The following is a 21502-nucleotide window of genomic DNA, read 5'->3' as shown; positions in this document are numbered from 1 at the left end:
TTCAGTTTTAAAGATTATCAATCCTGTATATAAACCGTAAATTCAACTTGTTTCAGGCGACGGTGAACAGATTCAAGGCATTCACAATCTACGCCTTCCAGCTGTTGCAGCGCCTCTGCTATTATTCCGGCTTCTAAACGGAAATCGGTCTCCATATTTGATTTTAATTTAGCAACAATTGTATCGGATAGAAGATAAAAGGTTTTTACGTTCTTTTTATCTTTTACTAGATCCAGGGCCCCTAAACCCATTTTTTCAAAAAATAAACTTAAATCTTCCAGACTGCTAAACTCAAATTTCCGTGCCAGATTTCTGCCTAAAAAATAAAGAAGTGTATCTTTTTCTTCACCAAACAGCTCCGGTAAACCAATATAGCGTAAAATATCATATCCCGCGCCGTCACTATATAATTGCTCTAACTCATTTACATCTAATTTTTGATTGCTGCCATACTTTGACACTACTTTCATCCTTTCCTTCACGTCTCGTTCGTGTTACATGTCTATGGTTATTATGTATTGTTGTCTGTTGATTAGCAAGTATTGGAACTAGATAATTTAACTTTACTTGCGTGTTCATACAGGTCTCAGCCTGAGCAGGAAAAGGGGATTCCTTCACCGTCTGTCGTTCGGTCATGCGGTTATTTTTCCTGTCAGCTATATTTCGAGATTTTTGAACACTGCCATTAAATTAATAGATTATCCAAGAGATTAACATCATCTGGAACCGCAAACGAAGTTAAATATCTCTATTATAATAACATTCTCTGCGACTTTTCTAAATCTTTTTCTTGGTTTTCGTATGGTTTTGTTTCATTTTGATGTAAAAACGGCGATTATCTTATAGAATGATGCAATAATATAATTCAATTTCTCATGTAATAGACTCAACTATAGCACCTAAGAATAAGCATATATATCTTGTTGTTTCAGGATTATCAAGTTCTTCTTTATTGTGCTTGCTTTTTAGTTAAATCAGCTTTTTTTGAACTATTGATAGTGCATAGCTCTGCTCCGTCCAATCACTCCGCTTTCCGACGTACAGATGTTTTCGATGGGGTGAGTAATCGCAACCCCAGGAGTCACGGGTTTAGCCTGCAAACCACTTAGGAGTCTGCGGGGTTGGACTCTGCTTAATTAGGATTCTACAGCGAATGAATGAAATAACATCCTGTTGAGGTGGACGAAATAGTATCTCTATCGCTTGATGACACGATCATTCCGTTATTTCAAATGGATGGTTTAGCAGTTCGAATCAAAACAGCATGAATAATTAACATCAAGAATAGCTTTCATACACAGAAAGTAATCTTGGTGGAACTTTTACCATGCAGCATAAAAAATATGTTCTGCCTGATCTACTTTTATTTATTCAGCTATTCCACGTATAGAACATCTAACTAGCGGAGGCAGACCGTTTTGACTCCTGAGGGATCAGCACCATCTGAAGATCCACTTTTGCCAAGTGCTCTTCTTGGCAAAAGTTAGCTGAAGAGCGTGCCCCTAGGAAAGCAAAACGGTTTGCCGCAGCGGTATTTTACACTCCATCTTCTATTCTTTGACAAGGGTGTTATCGAAGGAACGACCAACTCCTGTTTCTATGGAAATGAAGTTTCTTTTTAAGGTGCGAAAGTTGAGTAATAGAGATTTTAATAAATACTTTTCATTTTCTTAAAGAAGCCGGTCGGGAATTCTTGACGCTTTACAATGTAAGAAGTACAATAATAGATGTTATTGGCTGTACTATAAAAAATAAATATTTACAATTTTGTAAAGCGCTTTATTTTTATAGTATACATATTATAGGGATTACGTTTCAAAAGGGGGGTAAACATGGCAGAACAACGTGAGTTCTTCTTTAGAAGACTACATTCGCTGCTGGGAGTTGTGCCGATTGGTATTTTCCTAGTACAACATTTATTTATCAATCATCTTGCTGTGTATGGAGAAGAAGTATTTAATACAGCAGCTGGTATTATGCACGAATTACCATTTGTATTGCTGCTGGAGACATTAGTAATCTATCTACCAATTTTGTTCCATGCGATTCTGGGTGTTTATATTGTTTTTACATCTAGATACAGTACACGACGTTATGGATTCTTCCGTAACTGGATGTTCGCACTGCAGCGGGTTACTGGAATTATCCTTGTTATCTTCATTGCATGGCACGTATTTGAAACACGCGTTCAGCTTGCTTTAGGAAATGTGGATATCAACTATAGCTTGATGGAAGGCATCCTTTCCAGCACGCCGATGTTTTGGTTCTATGTGGTAGGGGTTCTTTCGGCTGTATTCCATTTCGCAAATGGATTGTGGAGCTTCATGGTAACATGGGGAATTACACAAACACCGAAATCACAGCGCATTTCTACGTATGTGTGTCTGATTGTATTTTTAGCAGTCGGCTATCTAGGTATAAGATCATTACTTGCATTCGCATATGGTGTATAAACAGTAATGGAATGAAAGAAGGAGTGAGCTAACGAATGAGTAAAAAAGTTGCTGTAGTCGGCGGCGGCTTAGCCGGTTTAATGGCTACAATCAAAGCTGCTGAAGCAGGAGTAAATGTAGATTTATTTTCTATCGTACCTGTAAAACGTTCTCACTCTGTATGTGCACAGGGCGGTATTAATGGAGCTGTTAATACAAAGGGAGAAGGAGATTCTCCTGATTTGCATTTTGATGATACAGTTTATGGCGGAGATTTTCTCGCCAATCAGCCGCAGGTAAAAGCAATGTGTGATGCTGCACCAGGTATTATACATATGTTTGACCGTATGGGAGTTATGTTTAACCGTACACCGGAAGGTCTATTAGATTTCCGACGTTTTGGCGGTACGCAGATGCACCGTACAGCATATGCAGGGGCAACGACAGGACAACAATTATTATATGCATTAGATGAGCAGGTTCGCCGTTATGAAGTAGAAGGTCTGGTCACCAAATTTGAAGGCTGGGAATTCCTTGAAGCGGTTATTGATGAAAACGGTGTAGGAAAAGGAATTGTGGCTCAAGATGTAAAAACACATGAAATTAGAGCATTTCGTTCAGATGCAACCATCTTTGCAACTGGAGGACCTGGTATTATTTTCGGGAAATCAACAAATTCCATGATTAATACAGGCTCTGCAGCAAGTAAGCTTTATTTGCAAGGTGCAAAGTATGCAAACGGAGAATTTATCCAAATTCATCCGACTGCTATTCCGGGAGATGACAAGCTGCGATTAATGAGTGAATCAGCTCGTGGGGAAGGCGGACGTGTTTGGACGTATAAAGATGGAGAACCTTGGTACTTCCTTGAAGAAAAATATCCGGCATATGGTAACCTTGTTCCTCGTGATATCGCAACACGTGAAATTTTTGATGTTTGCGTAAACCAAAAACTTGGTATCAATGGGGAAAACATGGTTTACCTTGATTTATCGCATAAAGATCCAAAAGAGCTTGATGTAAAACTCGGCGGAATTATTGAGATTTATGAGAAATTTGTCGGTGAAGATCCTCGTAAAGTGCCGATGAAAATCTTCCCTGCAGTTCACTATTCCATGGGCGGATTATGGGTTGATGAGAAGCAAATGACAAGCATTCCTGGAATTTTTGCTGCTGGTGAATGTGATTATTCTCAGCATGGCGGAAATCGTCTGGGTGCGAATTCCCTGTTATCCGCAATCTATGGCGGTATGGTCGCTGGCCCTAATGCCATTGAATACATCGATGGACTGGAGGAGCATGTGGAAGAGCTTCCGGATGAACTCTATCAATCTCGTGAAGAAGCAGAACAAAACGATTTTGAAAAGCTGATGAATATGCAGGGAACAGAAAATGCATATCAAATCCATAAAGAGCTTGGAGACTGGATGACAGATAACGTTACAGTAGTTCGTGAAAATGAAAAGCTGTTAAAAACGGATAAGAAAATTGTCGAATTGATGGAGCGCTGGGAAAATATCAATATTAATGATACGACCCGCTGGAGCAACCAAGGAGTTATGTTCACCCGTCAATTAAAGCATATGCTTCAATTAGCACGAGTGATTACCATTGGTGCATATAACCGGAACGAAAGCCGCGGAGCACATTATAAACCGGAATTTCCGGAACGAAATGATGAGGAATGGTTAAAAACAACTGTTGCTGAATACAATGCGGAAAAGAATGAGCCTGTATTTAGTTATGAAGATGTAGATATTTCCTTGATTCCCCCTCGGAAACGAGATTATACAACAAAACATTAGAAAGGAGTAAACGAAATGGCTGAACAAAGTAAAGTTACCTTTATTATAACTAGACAAGACGGTCCGGACGCTGCTCCTTATGAGGAAACGTTTGAGATACCTTATAGACAGAATATGAATGTTATTTCTGCTTTAATGGAAATCCGAAAAAATCCTGTAAACAGCAAAGGAGAGCAAACTACACCAGTCATGTGGGACATGAACTGCTTAGAGGAGGTTTGCGGAGCTTGTTCAATGGTTATTAATGGAACAGCAAGGCAGTCCTGTGCGGCATTGGTTGATCAGCTGGAGCAGCCTATCCGTTTAGAGCCGATGGCTACATTCGATGTTGTCCGTGATCTTATCGTCGACCGTGATCGCATGTTTGAAGCTTTAAAGCAAGTAAAAGCATGGATTCCAATCGACGGTACGCATGATTTAGGTCCTGGACCGCGCATGCCGGAGAATAAACGCCAATGGGCATATGAGCTGTCTAAATGTATGACATGCGGTGTTTGTCTGGAAGCTTGTCCGAACGTAAATGACAGTTCCAATTTCATTGGTCCTGCTGCTATTTCCCAAGCACGATTATTTAACGCGCATCCAACAGGTGAAATGAATGCCAGTGACCGTTTAAACGGTTTAATGGAAGATGGCGGAATTGACGGCTGTGGAAATTCTCAAAACTGTGTACAAGTTTGTCCAAAAGGAATTCCTTTGACAACTTCTATCGCAGCAATGAACCGCGCGACCAATATCCAAGCATTTAAAAACTTCTTTGGAAGTGACACAGCACTTTAATAGGTGATGGATAACAAACGAAAAACCCTAACCACTAATCCGGTCAGGGTTTTTCTTCAACAGGAAATGAAAACGTTTTAATTAAAAGATAGAGATTGATATAAAATTGTACAAGAGAGAGGAAAAGGTTGTATGTCTCGTATTCCTTATATTGAAGATTTTTCGGCATGGGAGAAAGATTTTTCTTTCTATATTCCTATATCTGTCCGATTTTCTGAAACAGATATGTATGGTCATGTGAATAATGTTTCCCCATTTATTTACTTTGAAGAAGCGCGCATCGCTTATTTAAACAGTATCAGCTTTTTATCAAAAGATATGCGTCAAAAAGACGGAATTATTGTTGCTGATTTACAATGTAATTATCTGAAGGAGCTTTATTTTGGCGATGATATTCGTGTTTATGTAAAAACAGCGTCGGTCGGTAATACTTCCTTTGATATTCATTATAAAGTGATGAGAGAAGAGGATGTTATCCTGACAGCCCGGGGAAGGTTAGTTTATATTGATACAGAAAAGAAAGCGCCAAAAAAGCTGTCTGATGCATTAAAGAAGAAGCTGCTGGAGACATGACCTATATTAATCGTGTTCAATTTAGCTGCACACGAAGAAGGTGAACCCCTTAGCTAATCGTCTAAATAGAAAAAGCTGGATGGATGATAGTTTTTTATCGTCCATCCAGCTTGCGTATATTTGGCTCTGCTGTTTTCGCTGCTTTCATAGAGCTTTCCTAGTTTTTAATTTCTTTCCTCTAGTTAGTAGCTAATTTTCTTCCAAATGATTTAAACTACTACTGAAGCAAGAACTTTTTGAATATCATAAATATTAGTATCTTTCTTAAATGTTTTAGAAACAAGCGGATTGACTCCACCTGAAATCCATATTTTAAGTTCCGCATCCATATCAAAATGTCCGGCAGTCTCCACGCTGAAATGGGAGATGCTTTTATACAGTATGGAATGGTATTCTGTTTTCTTGCCGGTTAAACCTTGTTTGTCAACCAAAATCAGACGTTTATTGGTGAAAATAAATAAATCACGAATAACTTTAAAGGCTGCGCTTACTTCTTCTCCTTCAATAAATAATTGCTCGTATTCTTTCATGATTTCCTTTTCGTCTACGTTTGAAGCATTTCCCATTAAACCATCTAAAATTCCCATCATTTCGTCCCCCAGTTTTATAGTTTATTTATTATACTCTTGTTTCTTCATAGCCATATCCGTAATGTATGTAAAATATTTCTCCAATTCTTTCATTTCTTCCGGTCCCATTGCCTCCCATCGATCAATCTCGTGGAAGCTCGAACACTCCATTCTATATTCCTTAATCAAACGACTGATTTCTGAGATTGGATTGAATTCATTTTCTAAATTTCTATTATCCGTTCTGCCTAGCAGGTAGTCCACACTTACTTCGAAATAGTCAGCTAATTTAACTACTAAATTATAATCTGGTGTTCTTGTTCCTTTTTCATAAGCAGTATATGCAGGGCGAGTGACACCAATAATAATTGATATTTCTTGCTGGGTATTTTTCTTTTCATTCCTTAATGCTGCTAATTTTTGATTAAGCATTTATTTTTATCCTCCCTATAACTATATTTTACAGTAACAAAGTGTTACTTGAAATGGAATGTAACAAATAGCGACTATTCATATAAAAATCTATAAAAAAGTAACAATATGAAACTATAATCAATTGTAACCCTAATAAGGGAGTCGTGAAAAACTAAAAAAGTCAAAATACATTTCTTGAAAGCCTGCAGCAGCAAATACAGATGTTGGATAGGAATAGAAAAAGAAATGGAGAATAAGGAAAAAATATTTCTATTCATATGTAATTTAATTAATTCAATAAAATTTTTTAGTTATGAAAAAGTTAAATATTATCTATTACTATTTGATTACATGTGGTAAAATTTACTTATTACATATACAGGGGCGGTCAATATGTCGAAAGAAAGAAAGCGTGTTTTGAAAAAATGGAAGTTTTTTCTAATCGCTATTATCGCAGCCGCTGCAATTTTAAGCGGTTGCGGGGATGAAGGAGAGGCAGCAGAGGAACCTGCTCAAGATGAAATGAATAATGATGAGGAATCTGAAGAAGCAGAAGAACTTGCTGAAGCAGAGGAGCCTGAAGAAACGGAGGAAGGGCCAGCTGAAGTGGAAGAAACGGAAGAAATAGAGGAAGAAACGGTTGAAGCGGAGGAGCCTGAAGAAGCAGAGGAAAATCCGACTGAAGTCGAGGAATCCGAAGAGGCAGAGGAAGATCTGGCTGAAGCGATAGAACCAGAAGAAGTTGAAGAAGAACTTATTGAAGAGGAAGCGTCTGGAGAAAGCTTCTCTCAACAAAATGCAGTGAGCGCAGCTGGCGATTATTTAAATTTTACTGCTTTTTCAGAAAGCGGTTTGATAGAACAGTTGGAATTTGAAGGATTTACAAATGAAGAAGCTGTCTATGCAGTCAATCAATTGGATGTAGATTGGCAAGAACAAGCAGTTTTATCAGCAGAGGATTATATAGCTTTTACGAGCTTTTCAGAAAGCGGTTTGATAGAACAGCTGGAATTTGAAGGATTCAGCAATGAACATGCGGTGAATGCAGTCAGTCAATTAGATGTAGATTGGCAGGAGCAGGCAGTATTAACAGCAGAAGATTATTTGTCTTATTCCAGTTTTTCCAAAAGCGGCTTGATTGAGCAGCTCGTGTTTGAAGGATTCAGTAATGAACATGCTACGTATGCTGCGGAGCAAGTAGGCTTTTAAAAAGGTAAAATGTGAAGATGGAGATTTTTTTGCGGTGAGTATTTGATTGTCAAACCTTTCATTACTTTTAAAAATAAAAAAGTCTGAGCTCATTTTTTTCAAAGCTCAGACTAAAAAGCACCTTCATATAACCTTAGTTTATACCTGTAAGGAATGACGATAAAGTATACGATTGTATGGTGAGTACTGCCGCAGCATCTCACCACTGAATGCATGTATTGATTTGAGCTCAAAACAAAAATAGAATAAAAAAGAAAATAAATGTATTTTGATCTCGAACGACATGCTGGTGTATCGTTTTTTCTTTTTTGTGTGTTTACAGTTTTAATTCGCCCATGCGAAGCAATTCAACAACAGCCTGTGAACGGCCTTTTACCCCCAGTTTTTGCATCGCGTTTGAAATGTGGTTCCTCACAGTTTTTTCTGAGATGAATAGCTCTTGGGCAATCTCTTTTGTTGTTTTATCTTGTACCAATAGTTCAAACACTTCTTTCTCGCGTTTGGTCAGCAGCTGCTTCGGTTTATACCCATTATCCTTCAAATGTTACCCCCTCCTTGCTTTATAGAACTGCATCATGAAGGGAAATTATTTAGTCGATATAGCTTATGAAGGCTGAAACAAAAGAGTGCGTACATTTTTAAAGGTATTTGCCTTGGACGGCTTTAAAAAAGTTTTCAAGAAGCGATTTTTAGTTTACTATGTAATACAAGCAGCAAGAAATGACTTCATAACCATTGCTATATAATTAGTGTTAAAATACCAGGAGTAATTCTTACTTTTAGGGGGTATCAATTTGGAAAAAAATAAAGAATTGGAAAAGAGTAAAGATGTAGAAGCAGTGAATAAAATGGAAAAACAATTAAGGTATATTTCTGGCATGATTAAACAAAATGGCAGAAAAATATTACATCATTATCCGATTACTTCGCCGCAGTTTATTGCCTTGCAGTGGCTGCTGGAAGAAGGAGATTTGACCGTTGGCGAATTGTCTAACCGTATTAGCCATGCATTTAGTACAACGACAGACTTAGTTGATCGTTTAGAGAAAAATGAATTAGTAGAGCGTGTCCGTGATACAAATGACCGGCGCGTGGTGCGCATCCATCTTCTGGAAAAAGGGAAGCATATTATTGAAGAAGTAATCCAAAAACGTCAGGAATATTTGCAGGATGTTTTATCTTCATTTTCAGATGAGCAGAAAGAAACGTTGAATGATTTGTTAGGCTTTTTGCATGATGAAATGAAGCAGGTTAATGAGAAGTAGCAATAGTAAAAAGGGAGAGAGCGTTTTGGAACAGCCAATTGGTGTAATAGATTCAGGAGTGGGCGGGTTAACGGTTGTTCATGAACTAATGAGACAGCTGCCTAAAGAGCCGCTTATTTACTTAGGAGATACAGAAAGATGCCCATACGGACCGAGAACGAAAGAAGAGGTAAAACAATTCACTTGGGAAATGGTCCGTTTTTTACTTAAAAAAAATATAAAAATGCTTGTGATTGCTTGTAATACGGCGACCGCATTTACAATAGAAGAGTTACAAGAAAAATTGGATATTCCGGTTATTGGCGTTATCAAGCCTGGCGCGAGGGCTGCAATCAAGTCTACGAAGAATAATTATATCGGTGTAATTGGAACAGAAGGAACGGTGCGGAGCGGTGCATATAGTTATGCACTACGTCAAATCAAGTCTGATATTGAGGTTATTTCTTTAGCTTGCCCTGCGTTTGTTCCGATGGTAGAAAAAGGGGTCCTGGACGGGCCGGAAGCAAAACAAGTAGTGGAAACAACTCTGGTGCCTATTTTAGAGCATGATCAAATGGATACATTGATTTTAGGCTGTACGCATTATCCACTATTAAAGGATACTATTCAAGAGGTGGCAGGAGAGAAAATTACTGTTATTTCTTCAAGTGAAGAAACGGCGAGAGAGACGAGTACAACATTAGATATTCACCAAATTGCGAATGGTGATGACCCTATGCCGCCCCATGAATTTTATGCGACAGGAGATTTGAATATTTTTATCGAAATCACACAAAAAATATTTAAGGATAGTAATTTCGGTGTGCTGACAATTAAACATGCAGATTTGCGTCATGTTTAATCTCAGTAGCTCTAACTCCTATGCAGATGAGAGTGAATCTCTGCATAGGAGTTTTTTATCGAAGCGGCATATTAACCTGACAACATTGCTGCGATTACCCGCCCTATCGTAAAGAGCCGTGCGTCGAACTCTCCACTGATTTGAAGTTTCACTTTATGTGGTCTTTTTCAGATATAAAATGAAACTTCCTTCATAAACTATCTAATTTCTGGTCTATTTCTTGAGATGGGCTCGTATGATTAATAGTACAAACCATCTTGGGAGGTAGTTGCATGAGTAAAATGATAATCCGATTAATCGTGGCTTTTGGAATATTAGTCTTATTGGCAGGATGTTTTAAAGGAGAACAGTCATCAAAAGAGGTGGATCCTCCGCAAAATGCAGAAGCAGTAAATGGGGAAGAAACAGTAGATGATGAGGCAGCAAATGAAGAAGATGCTGCAGCTCCTCCTGAGGAAGCAGAAGATACGGTTTCTAGAGAGTTGTATTTAATTGATTCAAACGGGATGGTTGCTTCACAAATGATTGAGCTTCCAATTCCTGAAACAAATCAAGTGGCGCAGCAAGTCATTGAATATATGGTTAAAGGCGGTCCAATCACTCCAATGCTGCCAAACGGCTTCCAAGCTGTGCTTCCGGAGGATACAGAGGTCCTTGGCATTGATCTTCAAGAAGACGGTACAATTGTCGTAGATTTATCCGGAGAATTTTCCGATTATGAAGCAGCATCTGAGCTTCCTATTTTAGAAGCCGTTACGCACACGCTGACACAATTTGAGAATGTTAATAAGGTCAAGCTTCGGGTAGATGGGGTCGATTTAAAGGAAATGCCAGTAAATGGTACACCGATTAATAATGGTTATACACGGGCAAAGGGAATCAATCTGACTAATAATGATACCTTGGACTATTTTAACAGCAGTCCAGTTACCATGTTTTATCCGGTAGAACAGGAAAATAACCGTTATTATGTTCCTGTTACGCAATATGTCGAGATGGATGATGAAAATGATTTAACAGGCGTTGTGAATGAACTGATTGACGGTCCAGGATATCAAAATCATGTTGTGAATGTTTTTAGTCCGGAAGCGGCTTTAACAGCGGATCCGGTTATAGAGGAAGGGGTCGTCCATCTGACATTTAATGAAGGCATCCTGATGGATTCCGAGCAAAATATTATTTCAGATGAAGTGATGGAGACTATGGTCAGAACATTGACGCAGCGGCCAAACATTGAAGCGGTAGATGTTCAGGTTGAAAACGTGGATGAAGTATTTAATGAAAATGGAGAGCCTTATTCTGCACCGGTGTCAGCAGAGATATATACACCAAGTGAAGAATTATAAAAGGATTGCAATGTGCGATGAAGCATCTGGAGAGCAGTTTATCTGTTCTTGAGGTGCTTTTTTCTTTGAACGGATAATTTGAAGATACATACTTCTTTTAACAGCATTCTCATGTTTCTTTTTTCGAAAATATGATAAGCTATGTAATGTGAAATAAGGAGGAAAACAGATGGAAAGACAGGATAATCGAAAACCAAATGAATTGCGGCCGATAAAAATAACACCGGGCTATATTACGCATCCGGAGGGGTCTGTATTAATTGAAATGGGCCAGACAAAGGTTATTTGTAATGCGAGTATTGAAGATAGAGTGCCGCCATTTATGAGAGGCCAGGGAAAAGGATGGATTACAGCGGAATATGCAATGCTGCCGCGTGCAACAGAGCAGCGTAATATTCGTGAATCTTCTAAAGGAAAAGTGAGCGGCAGAACGATGGAGATACAACGTTTAATTGGACGAGCACTACGTTCAGTTGTTGACCTTTCCAAAATCGGGGAACGGACCATCTGGATTGACTGTGATGTTATTCAAGCGGATGGCGGAACTAGAACAGCTTCCATCACTGGTGCTTATGTCGCTATGGCAATTGCACTTCATCAGCTCGTTGAAAAGAGAGTCCTGAAGGAGCTTCCTTTAACTGATTTCTTAGCGGCAATTTCAGTTGGCGTATTGCCCGAGGGACATGAGGTACTTGATTTGAATTATCAGGAAGACAGCACAGCGGATGTCGATATGAATATTGTAATGACTGGTAAAGGGGAATTTGTAGAACTACAGGGAACTGGAGAAGAAGCTACATTTAGTCCAAAGCAATTACAAGCGATGCTCGGCTTAGGTGAACAAGGTATTCATGAATTGATCAGCCAGCAGAAAGAAACGCTTGGCTCTATTGCAGATTTGGTTAACCAAGACTGATTTCATTGGGGGAGATACCATGAAGAAGATTATTATTGCAACAAAAAATAAAGGAAAAGTAAAAGAATTTAGAGATTTCTTTGCTCCTCATCACATTGAGGTTGTTTCCCTGCTTGATTTAGACGAGGACATTCCAGATATTGAAGAGACAGGGGAGAGCTTTGTAGAAAATGCAGCTATCAAAGCGGAGCAAATTTCTAATCGTTTCCAAAAGACGGTGCTGGCTGATGATTCAGGGCTGGTTATTGACAGTTTAGAAGGAAGACCCGGAGTGTATTCCGCCCGTTATGCCGGCGAGCCGACAGATGATCAAGCGAATATCGATAAGGTTCTGGAGGAAATGAAGGAAATTCCTGAAGAGGAACGCGTAGCTCGCTTTGTCTGTGTCTTAGCAATTGCTCAGCCTGGTCAGGAGCCGTTGTTTGTAACTGGGTATTGTGAAGGTCATATTCAAACGGAACAGAGTGGAGAAAATGGTTTCGGCTACGATCCTATTTTTGTACCGGAGGGCTATGAAAAAACAATGGCAGAGCTGGATCCGGCTGAAAAAAATCAAATCAGCCACCGGAAGATAGCGATGAATCAGTTGGAACAAAATATACATTTGCTCTAAGCAATGAAGAGGAGGAGTATAATGACAAGCGTACTGATTACAAGTGACAGTCACGGGTTGACGAAAGAACTGGAAGAAATGACGGAAAAGCATGCTGCAGATTTATACATCCATTGCGGTGATTCGGAGCTGGATTTTGATGCTGCAGAGTTGAGTGCTTTTTATAAAGTTGGAGGAAATTGTGATTTTGATTCGCTTTACCCAGAACAAGAAGTGTTAGATTTAAATGGTCTTCGTTTCTTTGTAACGCATGGACATCTTCACCAAGTGAAAGGAAGCTTGACCAATCTATCCTATACAGCAGAAGAGCATGCTGCGAATGTCATATGCTTTGGTCATACCCATATTGCTGGTGCCCAAAAAATAGGGAACCAATTATTTATCAATCCAGGGAGTATTCGCATGCCTAGAAATCGTGTGGAAAAAACATACGCTGTTTTAAGCTGGGAGAAGACAGATGAAGTGCAGGTAGACTTCTACACTTTAAAAGATGGAAAAATAGAAGATATGAGCTATCGTACTTCTTTGTAAAACGAAACTTCACATAGTGAGAATGTTATGGACGATAATAAGATAAAAGCAGTTCATATTTTTCTGAAAAGAGAATGTGGACTGTTTTTATTGCTTTCACTAGAGAATTTTTAAGCTGTTTTTTCCTTGTGTACCTAGTGTTTTCGCCATTTTTATGAAACCGGGAAATAAAAATTAAAAATCTGTTGACAAAAACTTCTATCCCACATATAATATTACTTGTCCGTTAAAAACGGTGCACATCATTTCATACATAAAACGCGGTAATTGCGGGTGTAGTTTAATGGTAAAACCTCAGCCTTCCAAGCTGATGACGAGGGTTCGATTCCCTTCACCCGCTCCAATTTGTCCCAGTAGCTCAGCAGGATAGAGCAACAGCCTTCTAAGCTGTGGGTCGCAGGTTCGAATCCTGCCTGGGACGTAAACAGATCAAACGCTCAAAACCTCGGTTAATAAGGTTTTGAGCGTTTTTGATTTCTAGAAAAAGATAATGGGCTCTATACTAAAAACTGGGCTTGCAGGGATGTGAATAAATTCAGTTAAGAAAGAAACTAGCTGACGTTATTTTTCGGGTGCAGCAGCTTACATCTATATCACGTACGATTTATGAGCATAGATTTTGATGAAGTGCCTAAAATGAATTTAACTATCTTTTGCAAATTAATGTAGACCCGCTGCTTTTTTAAGGGTAACATGATAAAGAGACAGCAAGATTAAACCTGCTGCAGATATAATCCGAAAAAAATAGTTTAAATAATGCAGGATAGGGTATAACAGATTTGAAGAAAAATTTTTGGGAATCCAGAATAGAGGTGAACAAATGAAAGACAGTGCCAAGGTGATATTATTTCCGAATACGAAAAAACAATTGGAAGAAGAAGGTTTGCATGCATTAAAGGAAAAAAGGTACAAAGAGGCATTAGATAAATTAAACAGTCTGATTGCATATCATGAAGGAAGTCATGAAATATATATTGGTAAATTAATGTGTTTGATGGAATTAGGTAATTATAAGGATGCAGAGCAGCTCAGTGAAGAACTGCTGGCTAGAAAAGACGCACATTATTATCATTACTTCCATATTTATTTAACCATTCTTTTTCAAACAAGCCAGTATCAGCATTTGATGGATTTGTTAGAAATAGAATTTGAGCATAATATGATTCCTGACATGCTTCAAGAGCCTTTTCAGCAGTTGTATGAAATGAGCGGCAATATGAAGATTGGAATCGATGAAGACAATGCCGTCAGTTTCATGAAAGAACTTAAGAAAGCTGTAAGGGATGATGATTATCTGAAGCAATGGAATATCATTGATAACCTCCGGCGGATACAGGCAAATCCGGAGGAAGAAAATATCAGACTGCTTGAAAACCCTCAAGTGCATCCTGTTATTAAAACTGCTTTATTAGAATGGTTCAAAGAAACAGGCGTAGAAAGATCTGTCTACATACATAAATTTGAGGCAATGATGGTTACTCAGCCGACGGAATTGATCCAGATATCTGAAGAGAAAAGCTACATATCTATAACGGAAGAATTAGAAAAAAGGGCAGAAGCCAATCCATCTCTATTAAATTTGATTGAGCAGCTTGTATATCGTTACTTTTATGTGACTTATCCATTTACACCGAAAGAGAGTGATATGTTTTCTTTTGCAGAAGCCGTCTATATTCTTGGAAATGACTATTTACAGCTGGATGTGCAGCTGGACGAATTGAATGAAACTGCCCAATCATGGATAGAGTCTATAAAAATTTGTAACTCGCTTTATTTAAGTATCATTGAAGAGTAGGTAGTAAAATGCTTGAAACACAAAAGATATGTGTTATAATGAGGTGGTTGTAAATCAGGAAAAATGATTGATCAAATGAATAATGAAATGCAATGATAGATTTGATTTTGGAGGGAATAATAATGACAACAAAATGGGAAAAACAAGAAGGTAATAAAGGAGTATTAACGTTTGAAGTATCTGTTGAAGACTTTGATCAAGCGTTAGACCAAGCGTTCAAAAAGGTATCGAAGGATGTTCAGATTCCTGGTTTCCGTAAAGGGAAAATTCCACGCAGTATTTTTGAAAAACGCTTTGGCGTAGAATCTCTATATCAAGACGCAGTAGATATTGTACTTCCTAGTGCTTATTCTAAAGCAGTTGATGAAGCTGAGATTTTCCCAATTGCACAGCCTTCTATTGACATTGATCAGATTGAAAAAGGACAACCGCTTGTTTTCACTGCGGAAGTAGAAGTGAAACCAGAGGTGAAACTTGGCGAATATAAAGGTCTAGAAGTGGAAGAAAAATCTGTAGAAGTAACTGATGAAGATGTAGAACAAGAAATCGAAAATCTTCGTGAACGCCAAGCAGAATTGGTTGTAAAAGAAGATAGCGAAATCGAAGACGGCGATACTGCTGTTATTGATTTTGAAGGATTCAAAGATGGCGTTGCTTTTGAAGGCGGACAAGGTGAAAATCATTCACTGGAAATTGGTTCCGGACAATTTATCCCTGGCTTTGAAGAACAATTGATTGGTAAAAAAGCTGGTGATGAAACAGAGGTAGAAATCACTTTCCCTGAAGAATACCATGCGGAAGATTTAGCTGGTCAGGATGCGGTCTTTAAAGTGAAAATTCATGAAGTAAAAGCAAAAGAATTACCAGAACTGGATGATGAATTTGCAAAAGATGTTGATGAAGAAGTAGAAACACTTGATGAATTGAAAGCAAAAAAACGCGAAGAACTGGAAACAAACAAAAAACAACAAGCTGAAAATGAACAGCGTGAAGAATTACTTCAACAAGCTTCAGATAATATCGAGGTAGAGGTTCCAGAAGCAATGGTAGACACAGAAGTAAACCAGATGGTTCGCGAATTTGAACAACAGCTTCAAATGCAAGGCATGACATTAGAAATGTACAGCCAATTCTCAGGGCAAGATGAGAATGCTTTGAAAGAACAAATGCGTGAAGATGCTGAAAAACGTGTCAAAACCAACTTGACGTTAGAAGCAATTGCTGAAGCTGAAAATCTTGAAGCTACAGAAGAGGATATCGATGCAGAGCTTGAAAAAATGGGCTCTATGTACGGTGTTGAGAAAGAACAGCTTCTACAAATGCTTGGCGGTTCAACAGAAACATTAGAAAATGATTTAAAAATGCGTGCTGCAATTGAGTTCTTAGCTGAAAACAGCAAAACAAAATAATTTTTATGAACAAGTGAAAAAAGAGGATAAATAAGACAAGGTGCGCCGAGAGACGTGCCTTGTCTTTCCTGTTAATTAGGACAGTGTCGAATAAACAAAGATTTTGTCAAAAGCGGTATTTGTTCCAGGATATAAAGTATACTATACAGATGGAATTGCAAATAGTTGACATTTAAAAGAATTGATTCATACTGTATAGACACACTTATCATAGGATTATCTTTAGAAAATATAAAAAGTATATTGTTTTGTATTTCTATTTGTATCTGATATGATGAATTATAAAGCTGACTGCTAATCCGACAAGGCACATGTAGGAGTGAATGAAAATGGTGAATTTAGAAGCCGGGATGGGACAATCAAATTGCTCTTTTTGTGGGAAGAACGAAAAAGAAGTTCAGAAATTAGTAGCTGGCCCTGGCGTTTATATATGTAACGAATGTGTTAGGAAAGTCTCAGAGATTGTTGAGGAAGGCGGCGAAAAGTAATGTTTAAATTTAATGAAGAAAAAGGACAATTGAAATGTTCTTTTTGTGGCAAAGGCCAAGAACAAGTACGAAAGCTGGTAGCTGGTCCCGGTGTTTATATATGTGACGAATGTATTGAATTATGCACGGAAATCGTTGAAGAAGAGCTTGGCACCGAGGAAGGCATGGAAATGAATGAGATTCCAAAGCCAAAAGAAATTTGTGATACACTTGATGATTACGTGATTGGTCAAGATAAAGCCAAAAGAAATCTTTCTGTAGCAGTATATAACCACTACAAACGTGTTAATTCTGGCATGCATAACGGGGATGTAGAAATCTCTAAAAGTAATATTGCCATGATTGGACCTACAGGAAGCGGTAAAACACTCTTAGCTCAAACATTAGCAAGGATTATTAATGTACCATTTGCAATGGCTGATGCAACATCATTAACAGAAGCAGGATATGTAGGAGAGGATGTAGAAAATATTCTTCTCAAACTGATCCAGGCTGCAGATTATGATGTAGAAAAAGCAGAAAAAGGAATCATTTATATTGATGAGATTGACAAAGTGGCAAGAAAATCTGAAAATCCATCAATTACAAGAGATGTTTCTGGAGAAGGCGTACAGCAGGCACTTCTAAAAATCTTGGAAGGAACAGTAGCAAGCGTACCTCCTCAAGGCGGAAGAAAGCATCCGCATCAAGAATTTATTCAAATCGATACAACCAATATTTTATTTATTGTCGGCGGTGCATTTGACGGTATTGATCAAGTAATCAAGCGCCGTATTGGTAAAAAAGTAATTGGTTTTGGTGCGAATGAAGAGCAGGAAGAATTGGATACAGCCCAATTGCTGTCTAAAGTTCTTCCGGAAGATTTATTACGCTATGGTTTAATCCCAGAATTTATCGGACGTATTCCGGTAATCGGCAGTCTTACTCCGCTGGATGAAGATGCCCTGATTGAAATTTTGACTAAACCAAAGAATGCACTTGTTAAACAGTATCAAAAACTGTTTGAAATTGATAATGTCGAGCTTGAATTTGAACAGGATGCGCTTATCGAAATTGCTAAGAAAGCTATTGAACGGAAGACTGGTGCACGCGGACTTCGTTCTATCATAGAAGGAATCATTGTAGATGTTATGTTCGACCTTCCTTCTAGAGAAGATGTAGAAAAATGCATCATTACAAAGGACACTGTTATCCAGGAAGATGGAAGTCCAAAACTTGTTTTCCAGGATGGTACCGTTCAAGAAGGAAATGAGAAATTACCAAAGGAAAGTGCATAAGCATAAACGGGTGAGGAATGCAGATTCTGGTCAGAATCTGCATTCTTCCTCTTTTCTGCTGGTATAGGACATGCTTTCAGGAAAATCTTCTTTTATCACGATGCCCGATTGGTGAAACTCCTGCTGAATAAACGTTTTGTTTTATAAAATGATTATAATAATCATAGATACCTGTATACTTGTTTATAATAAAAGAAGGTATGATGGTGTTTACATTTTGTTGATTTTTTTTTACACTTAGAAAGAGCCTTACAGAGAAAATACATAAAAAATGAAAATAGGGGGTGAATGTATGACAGCAAACTATTTAAAAATGCCGCTGCTGCCTCTGCGGGGGTTGATTGTGTTTCCGTCGATGGTATTACACCTTGATGTAGGAAGGGATAAGTCTATTGCTTCTTTGGAACAAGCTATGTTAGCTGATCAATACATATTTTTAGCTTCACAGAAAAAAATGAATTCAGATGACCCGAGTTCTGCTGACATCTACAATATTGGAACCGTTGCAAAAATCAAACAGATTACGAAGCTGCCGAATGGAACACAACGAGTACTTGTAGAAGGGTTCTATCGGGCGGAGGTTATTCGTTATCTGGAAGAAGAAGAAAATTTTATTGTGGAGGCAGAAGAAAAAGAGGAGATTGTTGGAGACAGCTATGAAACTGAAGCTTTAATGCGTACGCTGCTTGAACAATTCCAACAGTACATAAAGGTTTCACGTAAATTAACGGATGAAACATTTGAAACCGTTGGCGATATTGATCATCCGGGCCGCTTAGCGGATATGATTACCTCACATCTTTCTTTAAAGCTGGATGATAAGCAGGAGATATTAGAATGCTTTGATGTCACGGAAAGAATACATAAGCTTCTGGATATTATTGCGGATGAGCGGAAGATTTTATCTATTGAAAAGAAAATCGGTCAAAAGATTAAAACTTCCATGGAAAAAACTCAAAAAGAATATTATTTAAGAGAGCAGTTAAAAGTGATACAAAAAGAATTGGGAGACCGTGACGGCAGAACTGGCGAATTGGAGCAGCTCAGAACAAAAATTGAACAGTCTGATATGCCTGAAAGAATTACCAACGTTGCGATGAAGGAATTGGGACGTTACGAAAAGGTCCCGCAGTCATCTGCCGAAAGCTCTGTCATCCGAAATTATATTGAGTGGCTTGTTTCGCTGCCATGGCAAACAAAAACAGAAGATAATATTCAAATGAAGAAAGCTGAAAAAGTGTTAAATGCAGATCACTATGGACTAGAAAAGGTGAAGGAACGCATTTTAGAATACTTAGCTGTTCAAAAGCTTACTAATACGATAAAGGGACCGATTTTATGTCTGGTCGGACCACCTGGAGTCGGGAAGACCTCTCTAGCGAAGTCAATTGCCAACGCAATTGACCGGAATTTTGTCCGTATTTCTTTAGGCGGTATTCGGGATGAAGCGGAAATTCGCGGTCATCGCCGAACTTATATCGGCGCCATGCCGGGAAGAATTATGCAAGGAATGCGGCGGGCCGAAACGGTTAATCCGGTATTTTTATTAGATGAAATTGAGAAAATGTCTAATGATTTTCGGGGCGATCCTTCTTCAGCTATGCTGGAGGTACTGGATCCAGAACAAAATCATAACTTTAGTGATCATTACATTGAAGAGACCTATGATTTATCTAATGTCTTGTTTATTGCTACCGCAAATAACATCAACAGTATTCCAGAGCCGTTATTGGATCGGATGGAATTAATCTCTATCCCGGGTTATACAGAGGTTGAAAAGCTGCATATCGCGAAACGTCACCTTATACCAAAACAAATTAAAGAAAATGGACTGACTAAAAGTAAAATACAAATTCGTGAGTCTTCCATCATGAAATTAATCCGAACATATACGAGGGAGGCCGGTGTCCGCGGTTTGGAAAGACAAATTGCGACGCTTTGCCGGAAAGCGGCTAAAGAGCTTGTCTCTGATGAAAGCAAGGACAGGATTATTATTACTGACCGCATTGTAGAAGAATATCTGGGCAAGCCGGCATACCGATATGGATTGATTGAAGAAGAAAATCAGGTTGGGGCGGCAACAGGCCTTGCATATACAACAGCTGGTGGAGATATTTTATCGATAGAGGTAACGCATTATCCGGGGAAAGGGAGCTTAAAGCTGACTGGTAAGCTTGGCGGCGTTATGCAGGAATCGGCGCAAGCGGCGTTTAGCTATGTGCGTTCCCGTACAGAACAGTTGAATATAGAACCCGATTTTTATGAAAAGTACGATATTCATATCCATGTTCCTGCCGGCGCAACACCTAAAGACGGTCCGTCAGCCGGAATTACCATTGCAACAGCCCTCGTATCTTCTTTGACAGGGCATCCTATCAAAAGAGAGGTAGGAATGACCGGTGAAATTACACTTCGCGGGCGTGTCTTGCCTATTGGCGGATTAAAAGAAAAAGCATTAAGTGCACATCGCGCCGGATTGACAACGATTATTCTTCCGGAGGATAATGAAAAAGATATAGAAGACATTCCAGAAAGTGTCCGTGAGGGGCTTCAGTTTATCCCGGTGAAGCATTTAGATGAAGTCTTAGAAATCGCGTTGGTAAAGGAGGATGAACCTAATGAAAGTTAATCAAGCAGAAATTGTAATCAGTGCTGTCAGTGAGAAGCAATATCCGCAGGAGCAATATCCTGAGTTTGCGCTGGCTGGCCGTTCAAATGTCGGGAAATCTTCCTTAATCAACAAGCTGATTAACCGGAAAAACTTGGCAAGGACTTCTTCCAAGCCGGGAAAAACGCAAACGTTAAATTTCTATCTGATTAATGAATCCCTTTATTTTGTCGATGTTCCAGGTTATGGATACGCACAGGTATCTAAGAAGGAGCGGGCAAAATGGGGCGGCATGATGGAAGAGTATTTTAAAAATAGAGAACCGCTTCGGGCTGTTATTTTAATTACTGATTTACGTCATGAACCGACGACGGATGATGTTCAGATGTATGATTATTTGAAGTTTTTTGAGCTTCCGGTCATCGTGATCGGAACAAAGCTGGATAAAATCCCCAAAACAAAGAAGGACAAGCATATTAAACGATCTAAGAAGGTTTTAGAAATAGATCCAGATGATATTTTTATTCCATTTTCCGCAGAAACCGGCGAAGGCAAAGATGCGGTCTGGGGAGCGATAAAATCTTTCATCGCGGAGGAGCGTCCGTAAAACTTCCGCCTTAGTGACGTTTTG

20 protein-coding genes, 2 tRNA genes and 1 pseudogene are annotated in these 21502 nt (G+C 38.7%); 19 read left to right on the top strand and 4 right to left on the bottom strand.

What is annotated here, in order from left to right:
• Positions 1-17 precede the first annotated feature (17 nt).
• A complete protein-coding gene (locus tag MKX55_RS12915) occupies positions 18-461 on the bottom strand; it encodes a DUF2507 domain-containing protein (protein ID WP_339177542.1) in 444 nt (147 codons plus the stop codon).
• Between the two features lie 1371 nt (positions 462-1832).
• Between MKX55_RS12915 and MKX55_RS12910 the strand changes: the two genes are divergently transcribed.
• The 4 genes from MKX55_RS12910 (at position 1833) to MKX55_RS12895 (ending at position 5590) form a co-directional block, all read left to right on the top strand.
• Positions 1833-2453 (top strand): succinate dehydrogenase cytochrome b558 subunit, encoded by a 621-nt coding sequence (locus MKX55_RS12910; RefSeq protein WP_042534431.1) that lies wholly within the window; start codon positions 1833-1835, stop codon positions 2451-2453.
• 35 nt (positions 2454-2488) lie between these two features.
• The gene (gene sdhA / locus MKX55_RS12905; RefSeq protein WP_339233126.1) at positions 2489-4237 is read left to right on the top strand and encodes a succinate dehydrogenase flavoprotein subunit; all 1749 of its coding nucleotides are present in this window, start codon (positions 2489-2491) and stop codon (positions 4235-4237) included.
• Positions 4238-4252: 15 nt separating this feature from the next.
• On the top strand, positions 4253-5017 hold the full coding sequence (gene sdhB, locus MKX55_RS12900) for a succinate dehydrogenase iron-sulfur subunit (protein ID WP_042534429.1): 765 nt from the start codon (positions 4253-4255) through the stop codon (positions 5015-5017).
• Positions 5018-5149: 132 nt separating this feature from the next.
• Positions 5150-5590, top strand: coding sequence for a thioesterase family protein (locus tag MKX55_RS12895; protein WP_339177537.1), 441 nt, complete (start codon positions 5150-5152; stop codon positions 5588-5590).
• Positions 5591-5799: 209 nt separating this feature from the next.
• On the opposite strand, the gene MKX55_RS12890 is transcribed toward MKX55_RS12895, so the two are convergent.
• Both MKX55_RS12890 and MKX55_RS12885 read right to left on the bottom strand, forming a co-directional pair.
• A complete protein-coding gene (locus MKX55_RS12890; protein ID WP_193062402.1) occupies positions 5800-6177 on the bottom strand; it encodes a PH domain-containing protein in 378 nt (125 codons plus the stop codon).
• 24 nt (positions 6178-6201) lie between these two features.
• Positions 6202-6591 (bottom strand): helix-turn-helix transcriptional regulator, encoded by a 390-nt coding sequence (locus tag MKX55_RS12885; RefSeq protein WP_339233124.1) that lies wholly within the window; start codon positions 6589-6591, stop codon positions 6202-6204.
• A 375-nt stretch (positions 6592-6966) separates the two neighbouring features.
• Here MKX55_RS12885 and MKX55_RS12880 point away from each other — a divergent pair, with 375 nt between their 5' ends.
• Positions 6967-7782: an Ltp family lipoprotein gene (locus MKX55_RS12880; RefSeq protein ID WP_339233123.1), complete on the top strand. Its 816-nt coding sequence runs from the start codon at positions 6967-6969 to the stop codon at positions 7780-7782.
• A gap of 316 nt (positions 7783-8098) precedes the next feature.
• Here the strand turns inward: MKX55_RS12880 and MKX55_RS12875 are convergent, their stop codons facing one another.
• Positions 8099-8323 carry a response regulator transcription factor gene (locus tag MKX55_RS12875; RefSeq protein ID WP_040981732.1) on the bottom strand — a complete coding sequence of 75 codons (225 nt, stop codon included), beginning with the start codon at positions 8321-8323 and terminating at the stop codon, positions 8099-8101.
• Positions 8324-8594: 271 nt separating this feature from the next.
• Here MKX55_RS12875 and MKX55_RS12870 point away from each other — a divergent pair, with 271 nt between their 5' ends.
• The 14 genes and pseudogenes from MKX55_RS12870 (at position 8595) to yihA (ending at position 21478) form a co-directional block, all read left to right on the top strand.
• On the top strand, positions 8595-9047 hold the full coding sequence (locus MKX55_RS12870) for a MarR family transcriptional regulator (protein WP_339185243.1): 453 nt from the start codon (positions 8595-8597) through the stop codon (positions 9045-9047).
• A gap of 25 nt (positions 9048-9072) precedes the next feature.
• Positions 9073-9888, top strand: coding sequence for a glutamate racemase (gene racE, locus MKX55_RS12865; protein ID WP_339233122.1), 816 nt, complete (start codon positions 9073-9075; stop codon positions 9886-9888).
• Between the two features lie 272 nt (positions 9889-10160).
• Positions 10161-11234: a GerMN domain-containing protein gene (locus MKX55_RS12860; RefSeq protein WP_339233121.1), complete on the top strand. Its 1074-nt coding sequence runs from the start codon at positions 10161-10163 to the stop codon at positions 11232-11234.
• 169 nt (positions 11235-11403) lie between these two features.
• The gene (gene rph, locus MKX55_RS12855; protein ID WP_339233119.1) at positions 11404-12150 is read left to right on the top strand and encodes a ribonuclease PH; all 747 of its coding nucleotides are present in this window, start codon (positions 11404-11406) and stop codon (positions 12148-12150) included.
• Between the two features lie 19 nt (positions 12151-12169).
• Positions 12170-12763 (top strand): XTP/dITP diphosphatase, encoded by a 594-nt coding sequence (locus tag MKX55_RS12850; RefSeq protein WP_339233118.1) that lies wholly within the window; start codon positions 12170-12172, stop codon positions 12761-12763.
• Between the two features lie 21 nt (positions 12764-12784).
• Complete coding sequence (locus MKX55_RS12845; protein WP_339233117.1) at positions 12785-13294, top strand: metallophosphoesterase; 510 nt, start codon at positions 12785-12787, stop codon at positions 13292-13294.
• A gap of 269 nt (positions 13295-13563) precedes the next feature.
• Positions 13564-13637 (top strand) — tRNA-Gly (locus tag MKX55_RS12840).
• A 4-nt stretch (positions 13638-13641) separates the two neighbouring features.
• Positions 13642-13715 (top strand) — tRNA-Arg (locus MKX55_RS12835).
• A 399-nt stretch (positions 13716-14114) separates the two neighbouring features.
• Positions 14115-15089, top strand: coding sequence for a tetratricopeptide repeat protein (locus MKX55_RS12830; RefSeq protein ID WP_339177523.1), 975 nt, complete (start codon positions 14115-14117; stop codon positions 15087-15089).
• A 122-nt stretch (positions 15090-15211) separates the two neighbouring features.
• Positions 15212-16498 carry a trigger factor gene (gene tig, locus MKX55_RS12825; protein WP_339177520.1) on the top strand — a complete coding sequence of 429 codons (1287 nt, stop codon included), beginning with the start codon at positions 15212-15214 and terminating at the stop codon, positions 16496-16498.
• Positions 16499-16827: 329 nt separating this feature from the next.
• Positions 16828-16971, top strand: a pseudogene (locus MKX55_RS12820) (ClpX C4-type zinc finger protein); the annotation flags it as partial.
• A gap of 14 nt (positions 16972-16985) precedes the next feature.
• Positions 16986-18263, top strand: coding sequence for an ATP-dependent protease ATP-binding subunit ClpX (clpX, locus tag MKX55_RS12815; RefSeq protein WP_042534419.1), 1278 nt, complete (start codon positions 16986-16988; stop codon positions 18261-18263).
• Positions 18264-18555: 292 nt separating this feature from the next.
• Positions 18556-20892 carry an endopeptidase La gene (lon, locus tag MKX55_RS12810; protein ID WP_339233116.1) on the top strand — a complete coding sequence of 779 codons (2337 nt, stop codon included), beginning with the start codon at positions 18556-18558 and terminating at the stop codon, positions 20890-20892.
• Positions 20882-21478, top strand: coding sequence for a ribosome biogenesis GTP-binding protein YihA/YsxC (gene yihA, locus MKX55_RS12805; RefSeq protein ID WP_042534417.1), 597 nt, complete (start codon positions 20882-20884; stop codon positions 21476-21478). Before lon ends, yihA begins: the two co-directional genes overlap by 11 nt.
• Positions 21479-21502 lie beyond the last annotated feature (24 nt).

The organism is Oceanobacillus sp. FSL W7-1281 (genome assembly GCF_037969835.1).
In the GTDB taxonomy this organism is placed as follows: Bacteria; Bacillota; Bacilli; order Bacillales; family Amphibacillaceae; genus Oceanobacillus; species Oceanobacillus oncorhynchi.
This window is presented reverse-complemented; position numbering and strand designations above follow the sequence as displayed.